Source organism: Anaerosoma tenue, assembly GCF_023161965.1.
Lineage (GTDB): Bacteria > Actinomycetota > Coriobacteriia > Anaerosomatales > Anaerosomataceae > Anaerosoma > Anaerosoma tenue.
The window spans coordinates 762,430-774,701 of sequence record NZ_JALNTY010000001.1; the positions used below are offsets into that span (position 1 = coordinate 762,430).

Sequence of the window (12,272 nt, forward strand, 5' to 3'; positions counted from 1 at the left end):
CCTCCGCATCGCTCGAGTATGCGGTCATTGTAGCCGAGTGACGCCCGCCGATGGCGCCCCGTCACGGCCGGGGCGCGGCGATGCCGTCAGCCCTCTGCCTCCGGCAGCTCTTCAGAGCAGGCTTCGCGTGTGGGGATGTGGTAGCCGATGTAGTAGTGCACGGCGATGGCGACCACGAAGAGCAGGACGGCGTACCCCACGGTCCACCCCCTCACGCCCACGTGAGCCATGATGACCATCCACGACGCCTGCGACGTGACCCACATGGTGCCGAGCGCCACCACCTTGGCCCTGCGCGGTATCCCGCGGCCCGACATGTAGTCGCGGACGTAGCAGCCGAGGCGCTCGTGCTCGATGAGCCACGTGTACAGCCGCTCGGAGCTGCGCACGAAGCAAGCCGCCGCGAGCAGCAGGAACGGCGTGGTGGGCCACATCGGCAGGAACATGCCGATGACGCCGAGTACCAGCGACACGGCGCCGACGACGAGACAGATGTATCTGACCGCTCTCTTCATGCCCGTTTCGCAGCAAACCCGGTGCCCCGGATGCGCCCCTCAGCCTTCGTCGGTCCGCAGAAGATCCTCGTACGTCTCCCGGCGCACGGCCCAGCGCCACTGTCCATCTCGCACGAACACAACGCCGGGGCGCACCTGCTTGTTGTAGTTGCTGCTCATCGACTGGCAGTACGCGCCGGTAGCGGCCACGCACACCACATCGCCCGGCTCGGGACACTGCAACGGCGCGTCGCGTACCACGATGTCTCCGCTCTCACAGTGCTTGCCCGCGATGGTGCCCACCATCTCGCGCGGCTGTTCCGCCTTGTTGGCGATGAGCGCCTCGTAGTGGGCGTCGTAGAGCGAGGTGCGGATGTTGTCGGACATGCCGCCGTCGACGGCCACGTACGTGCGGATGCCCGGGATCTCCTTGACCGAGCCCACGGTGTAGAGCGTCACGCCGGCGCGCGCAACGATCGAACGCCCGGGCTCCACGGCCATACGCGGGACCGCGATGCCGTGACGCTCGCACTCCTCCTTGATGCCGTCGACCACGACCTTGCCGAAGTCCTTCACCGTGGAGGGTTCGTCCGGCGCGCCGTAGGCCACGCCGAGGCCTCCGCCCACGTCGAGCATACGTACGGCGTGTCCCGTCTCGCTCTCGATCTCCCGCATGAAGGCGACCATCACCTCGATCGCCCGGGCGTAGCTGTGGAGCGCGAAGATCTGGCTGCCGATGTGCATGTGCAGACCATCGAACTCAAGGCCCGGCAGCGCGACGGCGCGCTTCACGGCCTCCATCGCGAGGCCCTGGTTCAGGCCGAAGCCGAACTTGGAGTCCTCGGCGCCGGTCATGATGAAGTCGTGCGTGTCGGCCTCCACACCCGGCGTCACGCGCACGAGCACCTTCTGAGTGACGCCGCGCTCCGCAGCCAGTGCCGAGAGACGCTCCATCTCCTCGAAGTTGTCCACCACCACGCGCCCGATGCCGGCATCGAGGCACTCGGCGAGCTCGGCCGGCGTCTTGTTGTTGCCGTGCATCTGCACGCGCTCCATCGGGAAGCCCGCACGCACGGCGTAGGCGAGTTCGCCGCCGGACGCGCAGAGCAGGCAGCAGTCCTCCTCCTCGACGATCCGCACCATGGCGAGCGAGAGGAACGCCTTGCCCGCGTAGACGACGTCCACGTCCTTCCAGTGGTAGCGCGTCCACTTCACGTACTCGGAGAGCTGGTGACGGATGGTCGTCTCGTCCATCACGTAGAGCGCCGTGCCGGCCTCGCGGGCCAGCTCCACCGTGTCCACACCGCCGATCCAGAGACGGCCGTCCTTGATCTCGGCGGTCATCGGAAGGACGGGCAACAGGTCGTGTCCGGTGCGCTGATCGGGCTGTGCCGGCGGACGAGGAGTCGAAGGCCGTGCCATGGTGGTGTTCCTCCCCTTGGGGCGTCATCAGGTACGGGAGAGGATACACGACCCGGGACACGGAGGCGAAGCGACCCGTCGCTACATGCGCTGTGGAGCAGACACCCCGAGCAGGCCGAGGGCGCGGGCCAGCACGATGCGCGACGCGTCGGCGAGTGCCAGCCGGGCGCTCCTGAGCCGCGCGTCGTCGACCACGACCTGGCAGTGCGTATAGAACTGGTGGAACGCTGACGCGAGGTCTTCAGCGTAGGTGGTGAGCTTGTGCGGAGCTCGCTGGCGCGCCGTAAGCGCGACGATCTCCGGGAACTCGGCCAGTTTGCGGAGCAACCCGAGCTCAGCGTCACCGGCGAGGGTGTCGGGCTCGGAGCCGAGCAGGGCGAGCTCATCCGTGCCCGCCACTATGCCGGCGGCCACAGCCGCCACATCCACGCTCTCATCGGCGGTGTCGGCGCCTGATGCCTTGCGCAGGATGCTGCAGATCCGCGCGTGCGCGTACTGCACGTAGTACACGGGGTTGTCGGCGGAGCGCTCCTTGGCGAGCGCGATGTCGAAGTCCACCGGCTGGTCGGTGGAGCGCCGCAGGAAGAAGTAGCGAGCGGCGTCGGTGCCGACCTCGTCGAGCAGGTCCTCGAAGGTGACCATCTCGCCGGTGCGCTTGCTCATCCGCACGACCTCGCCGTTGCGGAAGAGGTTCACCAGCTGCCCGATGATGACCTCGAGCTTGCCCGGGCGGCCGAGTGCGGCCACCGCCGACTCCATACGTTTCACGTAGCCGTGGTGGTCGGCCCCCCAGATATCGATCACGAGGTCGAAGCCACGGTCGAATTTGTCCGCGTGATAAGCGATGTCGGCGGCGAAGTAGGTGTAGGATCCGTCGGCCTTCTTGAGCACACGGTCCTTGTCGTCGCCGAAGTCCGTTGAGCGGAACCAGAGCGCGCCGTCCTGTTCGTACAGATAGCCCGCCTCGCGCAACCGCCCGATCCCCCGCTCGATGGCGCTGACGCCGTCATCCCCGGATGCGTGCAGGGTGCGCTCCGAGAACCACACGTCGAAGTCCACGCCCATCCCGTGCAGGACCCGCTCGAGGTGCGCGAGGACGGCCGTGTACGCCTGCTCCCTGAAGTGCGTCTCGCGCTCGACGGCAGGCGCATCGGCCCAGCGCTCTCCCTCGGCCTCGAGGATCTCGCGCGCGATCTCGACGATGTACGCTCCGCGGTACCCGTCCTCGGGGAACTCGACCTGGCGGCCGCACAGTTCCAGATAGCGAGCGGAGACGCTCACGGCGAAGATGTCCATCTGGACGCCGGCGTCATTCACGTAGAACTCGCGCTGCACCTCGTCGCCCGCGAACGCCAGGATGCGGGCGATGCTGTCGCCAAGCGCGGCCCACCGGCCATGGCCCACGTGCATCGGACCCACGGGATTGGCCGAGACGAACTCCACCTGCACGCGCCGTCCCGTCGCCTCTCCGGCCCCGAACGCGTCGCCCTCCTCGCGGACACGCGTGACCACATCGGCCACCACGTCGCGCGCGAGACGGATGTTGATGAACCCGGGGCCGGCGATCTCGACCGCTTCGGCCACACCCGCAAGCCGTGCGCGCAGCTCGCCCGCGATGACCTCGGCGATCTCGCGCGGCGACATGCCCGCCGCCTTCGCCGAGACAAGCGCGACGTTCGTGGCCCAGTCGCCGTGGGACGGGTCACGGGGGCGCTCGACGTGCACGGCAGGCGGCTCGGCGAGCGGCAGACGCCCGTCGGCGATCGCAGCGGAAACGGCCTCGGAGATGATGGCGTTCACGGTATCACGCACGATAGCGGCTCCCGGATCTGTGGGTATCGGGCAATCAGGATACACTATGAGTGGAGGCGCCCCACTCATGCGAGGCAGACACGCAACCGGCAAAGGAGATCAGACATGGGCATCCTCGACAGCTCCAACATCCCTACGGACGGCAGGAAGGTGGTACGCGTGCGCTGCGACCGCATCGGCAGCGCGGGCGGGCGGGAGCTCTGGTGGGTGGCGCTCGCCTTCGCGGACGACACCACCAAGCCGGCGGGCATGTTCGGCACGCTCACCGAGGCGCGCGAGCTTGCCGATGCGCTTGCCGCCGAGTGGGGTGTGGGGGTAGCGGTCACCGAAGTGGCCTGACGCCCGGGGCCCGCCGGGGCGCCACGCGGGCCCGCCTGTCAGTGTTCAGCACGTACCGGAGCGGTAGCGTCGCAGCCGCGAGCGCGTGACGCGCTCGATCCTCGTCCTCACGCCCCGGGGAGCCGCGTCCCACGAATCCGGCTCGCGTCGCAGTCCCGCGTACGCCAGCAGATGACCCTCGCCGAGTGTGCCGTGTGAGACGGCATCCTGCGCGCAGTGGATCGCATAGCCGAGCCTCTCGAGGTCGCGGAAGCGACAGGCGAGCGTGAGGTAGCGTCGCGACCACAGCCAGGCGGTCGGGGCGAAATGGCGGGTGATGTTGGCCAGCGAGGCGCGAGCGGGGAACCGCGCGTCGAACGAGTAGTCGGCCTCGGCGATCGCCTCGGCCTCATCCTGCGGGTATCCCTCTTCTAGGCACCAGGCCCGCGTAAGGGTGAGATGCACCGTGGGACCCATGGCGCTACCTGTGGTACGGCTCGCCGCGGCTGATCCGGAACGCGCGATACAGCTGCTCGAGGAGCACCACGCGCGCCATCTGATGCGGAAGCGTCATCGGGCCGAGCGAGAGCCGCTCGTCGACCTTCGCGTACACGTCGCCGTGGAGTCCGGCCGCGCCGCCGATGATGAACGAGACGTGGCTCTGCCCGCTCACGGCGCGGGCGTCAAGCCAGGAGGCGAATCTCTCGGAGGAGCGCGCCGTGCCGTCCACGTCGAGCGCGACGACCACAGCGCTTTCCGGTAGGGCGCGCAGGACGTCGGCCGCCTCGGCGGCGAGCGCCCGGCCTTCATCGGCGCTCACATCACGATCCGCGATGTCCACGACGCGCACTCGCGCGTACGGCGTGAGCCTCTTGAGGTATTCGTCCGCCGCATCCCGCCAGTGACGCTCTTTGAGCCGACCCACGCAGATCAGGTCCACACGCATCACCGCGCGCCGTCCGAGCCGAGCGTCACGTCGAGCGTGAGCGTCTCCTCGCCGCGAACGATACCCACCGTCACGTCATCGCCGATCTGGTGGGAGCGGATCGCGAGGAACATGTCCTCCATGCTCGCGACCTGGCCGTCACCGATCCGCACGATGATGTCGCCTGCCTGGACGCCCGCCCGCTCGGCCGGCGAGCCCGGCGCCACCGAGTCGACCAACACCCCGGCATCGACAGGCAGCTCGTACCACGCCGCGATCTGCTCGCTGATCGTCATGCTCGACACACCCAGATAAGGATGCTCCGCCCTTCCGGTCTCGATCAGGTCGTCAGCCACGCTGATCGCGTAGTCCACGGGGATGGCGAACCCCACTCCCGCCGACTGCGCCACGTACTCCGAACCCGTCTGGATCAGGGTGTTGATCCCGATCAGGCGACCCTCGGCATCGGTGAGCGCACCACCCGAGTTACCGGGATTGATTGCCGCATCGGTCTGGATGAGGCTGGTGTACGCGGTCAGCTGGGCCTCGGCGCTCTCCATGTAGCTGGTACGTCCGAGTGCAGACACCACACCCGTTGTCAGCGACTGATCGAGTCCGAAGGGGCTGCCGATCGCCACCACCGGCTGACCGACACGCAGGTCGGCCGAGGAGCCGATCTCGATAGCCGGCAGTCCGGTGCGGTCGACCTTGAGAACGGCGAGATCGGAGGACGGATCGCGGCCCACGACCGTTGCCGGAAGCGTGTCGACCCCTATGGTCACGCTGATCGCGTCGGCGCCCGCCACGACATGGTCGTTGGTGACGATATAGCCGTCCGCGCGGATGATCACACCGCTCCCGTTGCCGACGACCTGGGTGGTGGTCCCACCCGTGAACGGGTCGTACACGGACTGCTCGATGGCCACGCTCACCACCGACGGCATCGCCTTCACGGCGACCGCCTCGGCGTATGACAGGTCGGCGTCGGGCACGTCGATGGTGACGCCCGGCTGTGGCGTCTGTGTCGCCGTGCCTGCCGGGGTATCCGCGTCCGTGTCGGAGAACGGCTGCCATATCACCGCCAGCACCGCCGCAGTGACGACAGCGCCGATCAGACCGCCGATCACACCGGCGGCGAGTGCGGCAAGACACGAGCCGCCGCCACTGCGACGTGCCGACGCCGCGGGTGCCGGTCTGGGATCGGGAGGGGTTTCATGCATGGTTGATCACTTCCCTTCCGGGTGTCCTATACCCGGTCGGCGGCGATCCTAGAACCGCAGGCCGAACACGTCCATCACGCCGGATGCGAACACACCGAGCGCAAGGGTGGCCACGGTGAGCGCGCCGAACGCGATCGCCACGGCCGGCTTGCCCGCCACCGTGCCGGCATCCAGGCGCTCACCGAAGAACAAGGCCCGCAGCACACGGAAGTAGTATCCGGCCGAGACCACGCTCATCGCCACCGCAACGAGCACAAGCCAGAGCAAGCCGCCTTCGACCGCAGCGGTGAACATCGACAGCTTACCGAAGAAGCCGACCATGGGCGGGATGCCCACGAGCGACAGCAGCCACGCAACGGCCGCCCACGCGATCGCCGGACGCCTGGCTGCCAGGCCGCCCAGGTCGTCGAGCGCGGTACCCTCCTCGGCTCCGAGCAGCATCAGCGCCATCGACGGGACCGCGTACGCCACGGCGTAGAAGACCGCGGCGTGTCCGCCGGCTCCGCCAGCCGCGACGGCGAGCAGGATGTACCCGCTGTGCGCGACACCGGAGTAGGCCATGAGGCGACGCAGGTCGGTCTGCGGGTAGGCCGCCAGGTTCCCGATCGCCATCGAGAGCAGCGAGCCGGCCACGAGCACGCCCGTGACCGTGGCGCCGTTGGCGCCGAAGGCGGCGACGAGCTGCACGAGCGCCACGGTCCCGGCCACCTTGGGGACCGTTGAGACGTATGCCACCGACGATGCGGGAGCGCCGGCGTAGGCGTCGGGCGTCCAGTAATGGAACGGTGCGGCCGAGAGCTTGGCGAACAGCCCCACGAGCACGAACGCCACGGCCAGCTGGCCGAGCACGCCGCCGTCGAGCCGCCCCAGGTCGGCGTAGGACGTTGAGCCGGAGATGCCGTATGCGAAGGACAGGCCGTACAGCATCACAAGGCTCGTGAGCATCGAGAGCAGGAAGTACTTGAGGGCGCCCTCCAGCCCCCGCGCGTCAGCACGGCGGTAGCCCATGAGGATGTACGCGGGCATCGTGGAGAGCTCGAGCGAGATGTAGAATACGATCAGGTCCCTCGCCGAGACCATCAGCATGCCGCCTACGGCCGACAGCATCGCAAAGGCGACCGCCTCGGCCGGACGCTCCGCCCCTGTGCCTCTGCCGGACACCCATCGCAGCCACACGGCGAGCAGCAGCGCGATCGCAACGCGCGAGAAGAGCGAGACGCTGTCGAGCGCGATCATCCCGCCGAGTATGCCGCCCCTCGTGCCGATCACCAGAGCGACGGCCGCGGCCACGACCGCAAGCGGCGCCCCGATGTGGGCCGGGGCACTCGGCCGGTGCGTCACCCTGTCGGCGAACAGCGCGAACAGGGCGCCGGCCAGCACGATGATCTCGGGAGCGAGCAGCAGGAACTCGGACATGCTATGCGCCGCCCATCGTCACGAGGATGGCGCGCACCGCGGGATCGGTGAAGCGCAACAGCGAGTCCCAGTAGACGCCCACGATCAGCGTGAGCGCCACCAGCGGCACGAGCACAGCGATCTCACGCGCGCCGAGGTCGTCGATGCGGGCGACGGCGTCGCTGGGCGTTCCGAGAACGACCCGCTGCACGAGCCACAGCATGTACGCGGCCGCGAGGAGGACACCCACCGCCGAGACGATCACCCATCCGGCAGGGATCTCCGAGCCCCACGCGCCCACGAGGCTCAGGAACTCGCCGACGAACCCGGAGAGGCCCGGGAGCCCGAGCGAAGCGAACGAGGCGAACGCCATCAGTCCGGCCGCGACGGGCACCTTGGAAGAGAGGCCGGAGACCTCGGCGATCATGCGGGTGTGCGTGCGGTCGTAGACCATGCCCACCAGGAAGAAGAGCATGCCGGTGACCACACCGTGGCTGAACATGACGGCAACGGCGCCGTTGAGTCCCTCGGGGGTCATCGACGCGATACCGAGCATGACGAAGCCCATGTGCGACACGGACGAGTAGGCGACGAGCTTCTTCATGTCGGTCTGCGCGAAGGCGACCGCCGCGCCGTAGACGATCGAGACGGCCGCAAGCGCCGCGATGAAGGTGCTCCACTCGGCGGCGGCATCCGGAAGGATCGGCAGCGAGATGCGCAGGAAGCCGTACGAGCCCATCTTGAGCAGCACGCCGGCGAGCAACACCGAGGCGGCGGTGGGCGCCTCGACGTGCGCGTCGGGGAGCCACGTGTGGAGCGGGAAGACCGGCACCTTCACGGCGAAGCCCAGGAAGAACGCTGCGAACACCCACCACTGGAACGACGGATCGAGCCCGGCGCCCGCCATCTCCAGGATGCCGAACGTACCGGTCTGGAGATAGAGCGCGATGATGCCCACGAGCATGAAGACGCTGCCGAAGAGCGTGTACAGGAAGAACTTCACGGCCGCGTACTGACGGCGCGGCCCACCCCATGTGGCGATGAGGAAGTACATCGGCACGAGGACGAGCTCCCAGAAGACGTAGAAGAGCACGAAGTCCATCGCGAGGAACACGCCGTTCATCCCCACCTCGAGCAGGAGCAGCATCGAGAACCAGAGCGCCGGGTTCCTGTCGGTCTTCCACGAGGCGACGATCGCGAGCAGCGTGAGCAGCGCCGAGAGCGCCACCATCGCGAGCGACATGCCGTCCACCGCGAGGTGGTACGTGATGCCGGCCTGCGGGACCCACTCGGCAATCTCCGTGAACTGCATCCCGGCGGCGACGTCGAACCGCGCCGTGAGCCACGCGACGAGCCCCAGGTCCACGGCCGCGACGACTGCCGCGACCGCGCGGCCGGCGGATGCGCGCGCGTTGCCGAGCAGCGCGACCGCGGCCGCGCCCAGAAGCGGCAGGAAGACGATGAGCGTGAGCAGTGGGAAGTCCACGCGTCAGACCCCTTTCACGAAGATCCAGATCACCAGGAGCACCACGGCCCCGGCGACGAGCGTCTGATAACCGCGCACACTGCCGGTCTGGAGCGTGCGTACACGGGCCCCGGCGGCCTTCACGACAGCGGCCGTGCCGTTGACGGCGCCGTCGACCACGCGCTGGTCGAACGTCCAGCCGCCGCCCGCCAGGCGCCGCCACGCGGCGGCCGCGCCGTTGACGACCCCGTCCACGACGCGCTCGTCGAAGACCGCGAGCGCCCGGGTGAGGGCGTCGTAGCCGCCCACCACGAAGTACCCGTAGGTGAGGTCGAAGTAGTACTTGTTGGCCAGCACGCCGTACGCGTGCGGGAACCGCTGCTTGATCGCCTGGGTGTTGACCACCGAGGTCCGCCGGCCGTACACCCACCAGCCGAGCGCCACACCCGCGCCGGCTGCCACGATGGAGATCGCCGCGGTCGCCAGCTGCGGCCACGGGATCTCGTGACCCAGGAACCCGCCGAGCGTTGGCCCGAAGAAGCCGAGGACCGCGGTGACCGACGCGAGCACCACCATGGGGGCAAGCATCGAACGGTGCCCCTCATGCAGCTCGGCCTGCTGCGGCGGAGCCGTGAACACCCGGAACCACAGCCGTGACACGTAGAACGCGGTGACCAGCGCGGCGAGAAGCGCGATGCCGAAGGCCACGTACTGATGCTCGTGCAGCAGCACGGTGAGGATCTCGTCTTTCGACCAGAACCCCGAGAACGGCACGATGCCCGCGAGCGCCAGCGAGCCCGACGCGAACGCGAGCGACGTGACCGGCAGCTTACCTGCCAGCCCGCCCATCTCCCGCATGTCCTGCGTGTGCGCCGCATGGATGATCACCCCTGCGCCGAGGAAGAGCAGGCTCTTGAAATACGCGTGGGTCACGAGATGGTACAGGGCTGCGGTGGAACCGCCGGCGCCAAGCGCGATGAACATGAACCCGAGCTGCGAGATCGTGGAGTACGCGAGCACCTTCTTGATGTCGTGCTGCACCATCGCGAGCAGCCCCGCCAGGAGCGCGGTGACCAACCCCACCCACAGGGTGACCGTGAGCGCCACGCCGCTCGCCTCGAAGATCGGGAACGCGCGGACCACCAGGAACACACCCGCCGCCACCATCGTGGCCGCGTGGATGAGCGCGGAGGCCGGCGTAGGGCCGGCCATGGCGTCGGGCAGCCAGACGTGCAGCGGGAACTGCGCGCTCTTGCCCATCGCGCCGAAGAGCAGCAGCAGCGCCACCGGCGTGGCCGATGCCGCCGTCCACTCGTGACCGAGCACCGCATGGAAGTCGAACGCTCCCACCTCGGCGTAGATGACGGCGAGCGCAAGCATGAACCCGAGGTCGCCCACCTTGGTGGTGAGGAACGCCTTGATGCTCGCGAGCCTCGGCGGCTCCTGCTCGTGCCAGAAGCCGATGAGCAGGTACGAGCACAACCCCATGACCTCCCAGGCCATGAAGAGCCCAAGGAAGTTGTCCGAGAGCACGAGCGCCAGCATGGCGGCGGTGAAGAGCGACAGCGCGGCGTAGTACCAGCCGATCCGCTCCTCCCGATGCATGTAGCCGAGCGAATACACCTGCACGGCCGCGCCCACGAGGCTCACCACGAGCAGCATGACGGCCGACACGGGCTCAAGCTGGAGGCCGAGGGAGAACGCACGATCGCCGATGTTCGCGATGGTGACCGCGCCCTGCCACACCGGTTCTCCCGCGTGGCCGCCCGGCCAGACCGCCAGGAACGCGGCGATGGAGAGTGCAAGCGACCCGAGCACGGCGCCCACCGCGAGCGGCACCGCGCGCGTACGCGCCGGGCGGGACAGCGGAGCGAGGATCGCGAACGCAAGCGCCGGGAGGAGCGGTATGAGGACGACGTAGCCCATGCTCACCCCTTCAACTCCTGGACGGCGTCAAGCTCGACGCTCTTCTTCCGGCGATAGATGGCGAGCACAAGCGCGAGACCGATCCCGATCTCGGCGGCGGATACGACCATCGAGAAGACGGCGAAGAACTGACCGGTCATCGCCTCGGGGGTGACGAACCGCGAGAACGCGACGAGGTTGATGTTCACGGCGTTGGCCATGAGTTCGAGCGACATCATCACGTGCACGGCGTTCTTGCGCGAGAGCGCGCCGTAGAGCCCGATGCCGAAGAGCATCGCGGCGAGACCGAGCAGCTGCGGGAGACCCACCGTCACCGGTCGTCACCTCCCGTCCACCACACGGCGCCGATGAGAGCGACGAGCAGGACGAGGGAGGCGATCTCGAACGGCACCATCCAGGTGGTGAACATCTCGGTACCGAACGCCTCGATCCCCGGCGCTTCCGCGGGCATCGCCGGCGCCACGGCGCAGAACGCCCTGATCGCCAGGAGGACGGCGCCGGTGAACAGCGAGGCCAGCGCGAGCGAGCCCCACGCCGGCGGGAACGGGCGTACCGCATCCTCGCGACGGCGCAGTGTGAGCATCACCGTGAACAGCGTGAGCACCGCCACGGCGCCTGCGTAGACCAGCACCTGCACCAGCGCCAGGAACTCGGCGCCGAGGAGCAGGTAGATCCCCGCGGTCGCCAGCATCACCTCGAGGAGCCACACGGTGGCGTGCACCACGTTGCGCGTGGCCATCATGGAGACGGCGCCGCCGAGCGCCGCGAACGCGAGCAGGTAGAAGGCCACCGCCGGGATCGTCTCGCTCATGAGGCTTCACCGCCCCCGGCGGGCTCGTCGGCCGGGTGCGCCGCCAGCTTCTCCTTCTCGGCCTTGTGGCGGGCGCTGGTGGCGGCATCGGTGTTCTCAAGCAGGTTCTCCGAGAGAGCCGCCGGATCCGTCACGGCAAGCTCGTACTCGTGGCTCATCAGGATCGCGTCGAACGGGCACGCCTCCACGCACAGGCCGCACATCATGCACGCGCCCACCTCGTACCCGAAGGCCTCGATGTGCTTGGTCTTGTCCTCGCGCGTCTCCACGTCAAGGGAGAGGATGTGGTCGGGACACACGCGCACGCACGTCATGCACGCGGTGCACTTGGGAGAGCCGTCGTCGAAGAACTTGGGCCGCACCGCCCAGCGAGAGCGCTCGGGGATCTCGAGCTTCTCGTAGGGGTACTGCACCGTGATGGGACCGCGCATCGCGTTCTTGAGGCTCAGCCGCAGGCCGTTTATGAGTCCTTTGCCCCACATGC

Annotated in this window: 13 protein-coding genes; 1 reads left to right on the forward strand and 12 read right to left on the reverse strand. The window is 68.5% G+C overall.

Annotation, left to right across the window (positions count from 1 at the left end; genetic code table 11):
• Nucleotides 1-86: 86 nt before the first annotated feature.
• From MSB02_RS03780 to argS, 3 genes are all read right to left on the reverse strand, one after another.
• Nucleotides 87-515, reverse strand: a complete 429-nt coding sequence (locus tag MSB02_RS03780; protein ID WP_267193869.1) for a YbaN family protein — start codon at nt 513-515, stop codon at nt 87-89.
• Between the two features lie 39 nt (nt 516-554).
• Nucleotides 555-1,916: a diaminopimelate decarboxylase gene (lysA, locus tag MSB02_RS03785; RefSeq protein WP_267193870.1), complete on the reverse strand. Its 1,362-nt coding sequence runs from the start codon at nt 1,914-1,916 to the stop codon at nt 555-557.
• 81 nt (nt 1,917-1,997) lie between these two features.
• The gene (argS, locus tag MSB02_RS03790; RefSeq protein ID WP_267193871.1) at nt 1,998-3,728 is read right to left on the reverse strand and encodes an arginine--tRNA ligase; all 1,731 of its coding nucleotides are present in this window, start codon (nt 3,726-3,728) and stop codon (nt 1,998-2,000) included.
• A 105-nt stretch (nt 3,729-3,833) separates the two neighbouring features.
• Between argS and MSB02_RS03795 the strand changes: the two genes are divergently transcribed.
• On the forward strand, nt 3,834-4,067 hold the full coding sequence (locus tag MSB02_RS03795; RefSeq protein WP_267193872.1) for a hypothetical protein: 234 nt from the start codon (nt 3,834-3,836) through the stop codon (nt 4,065-4,067).
• Between the two features lie 45 nt (nt 4,068-4,112).
• Here the strand turns inward: MSB02_RS03795 and MSB02_RS03800 are convergent, their stop codons facing one another.
• From MSB02_RS03800 to MSB02_RS03840, 9 genes are read right to left on the reverse strand one after another with little or no spacing between them, the layout of a single operon-like run.
• Entirely contained in the window at nt 4,113-4,523 is a 411-nt protein-coding gene (locus MSB02_RS03800; protein ID WP_267193873.1) for a hypothetical protein, read from the reverse strand.
• 4 nt (nt 4,524-4,527) lie between these two features.
• The gene (locus MSB02_RS03805) at nt 4,528-4,992 is read right to left on the reverse strand and encodes a 23S rRNA (pseudouridine(1915)-N(3))-methyltransferase RlmH (RefSeq protein WP_267193874.1); all 465 of its coding nucleotides are present in this window, start codon (nt 4,990-4,992) and stop codon (nt 4,528-4,530) included.
• Nucleotides 4,992-6,191, reverse strand: a complete 1,200-nt coding sequence (locus MSB02_RS03810) for a S1C family serine protease (RefSeq protein WP_267193875.1) — start codon at nt 6,189-6,191, stop codon at nt 4,992-4,994. Before MSB02_RS03810 ends, MSB02_RS03805 begins: the two co-directional genes overlap by 1 nt.
• A gap of 48 nt (nt 6,192-6,239) precedes the next feature.
• Nucleotides 6,240-7,607, reverse strand: a complete 1,368-nt coding sequence (locus tag MSB02_RS03815) for an NADH-quinone oxidoreductase subunit N (RefSeq protein ID WP_267193876.1) — start codon at nt 7,605-7,607, stop codon at nt 6,240-6,242.
• A 1-nt stretch (nt 7,608) separates the two neighbouring features.
• On the reverse strand, nt 7,609-9,072 hold the full coding sequence (locus MSB02_RS03820; protein ID WP_267193877.1) for a complex I subunit 4 family protein: 1,464 nt from the start codon (nt 9,070-9,072) through the stop codon (nt 7,609-7,611).
• A gap of 3 nt (nt 9,073-9,075) precedes the next feature.
• Nucleotides 9,076-10,977: an NADH-quinone oxidoreductase subunit L gene (gene nuoL, locus MSB02_RS03825; protein ID WP_267193878.1), complete on the reverse strand. Its 1,902-nt coding sequence runs from the start codon at nt 10,975-10,977 to the stop codon at nt 9,076-9,078.
• A gap of 2 nt (nt 10,978-10,979) precedes the next feature.
• Nucleotides 10,980-11,291, reverse strand: a complete 312-nt coding sequence (nuoK, locus tag MSB02_RS03830) for an NADH-quinone oxidoreductase subunit NuoK (RefSeq protein WP_267193879.1) — start codon at nt 11,289-11,291, stop codon at nt 10,980-10,982.
• Nucleotides 11,288-11,788 carry an NADH-quinone oxidoreductase subunit J family protein gene (locus MSB02_RS03835; protein WP_267193880.1) on the reverse strand — a complete coding sequence of 167 codons (501 nt, stop codon included), beginning with the start codon at nt 11,786-11,788 and terminating at the stop codon, nt 11,288-11,290. Before MSB02_RS03835 ends, nuoK begins: the two co-directional genes overlap by 4 nt.
• Nucleotides 11,785-12,270 carry a 4Fe-4S dicluster domain-containing protein gene (locus tag MSB02_RS03840; RefSeq protein WP_267193881.1) on the reverse strand — a complete coding sequence of 162 codons (486 nt, stop codon included), beginning with the start codon at nt 12,268-12,270 and terminating at the stop codon, nt 11,785-11,787. The genes MSB02_RS03835 and MSB02_RS03840 overlap by 4 nt, the downstream gene beginning before the upstream one ends.
• Nucleotides 12,271-12,272 lie beyond the last annotated feature (2 nt).

What these genes read in the sequence shown, in the direction of transcription:
- nuoL (WP_267193878.1), bottom strand. Translation starts at nt 10,977, where the DNA reads ATGGGCTACGTCGTCCTCATACCGCTCCTCCCGGCGCTTGCGTTCGCG.
- MSB02_RS03800 (WP_267193873.1), bottom strand. Translation starts at nt 4,523, where the DNA reads ATGGGTCCCACGGTGCATCTCACCCTTACGCGGGCCTGGTGCCTAGAA.
- MSB02_RS03810 (WP_267193875.1), bottom strand. Translation starts at nt 6,191, where the DNA reads ATGCATGAAACCCCTCCCGATCCCAGACCGGCACCCGCGGCGTCGGCA.
- MSB02_RS03815 (WP_267193876.1), bottom strand. Translation starts at nt 7,607, where the DNA reads ATGTCCGAGTTCCTGCTGCTCGCTCCCGAGATCATCGTGCTGGCCGGC.
- MSB02_RS03795 (WP_267193872.1), top strand. Translation starts at nt 3,834, where the DNA reads ATGGGCATCCTCGACAGCTCCAACATCCCTACGGACGGCAGGAAGGTG.
- MSB02_RS03840 (WP_267193881.1), bottom strand. Translation starts at nt 12,270, where the DNA reads ATGTGGGGCAAAGGACTCATAAACGGCCTGCGGCTGAGCCTCAAGAAC.
- MSB02_RS03835 (WP_267193880.1), bottom strand. Translation starts at nt 11,788, where the DNA reads ATGAGCGAGACGATCCCGGCGGTGGCCTTCTACCTGCTCGCGTTCGCG.
- MSB02_RS03805 (WP_267193874.1), bottom strand. Translation starts at nt 4,992, where the DNA reads ATGCGTGTGGACCTGATCTGCGTGGGTCGGCTCAAAGAGCGTCACTGG.
- lysA (WP_267193870.1), bottom strand. Translation starts at nt 1,916, where the DNA reads ATGGCACGGCCTTCGACTCCTCGTCCGCCGGCACAGCCCGATCAGCGC.
- MSB02_RS03780 (WP_267193869.1), bottom strand. Translation starts at nt 515, where the DNA reads ATGAAGAGAGCGGTCAGATACATCTGTCTCGTCGTCGGCGCCGTGTCG.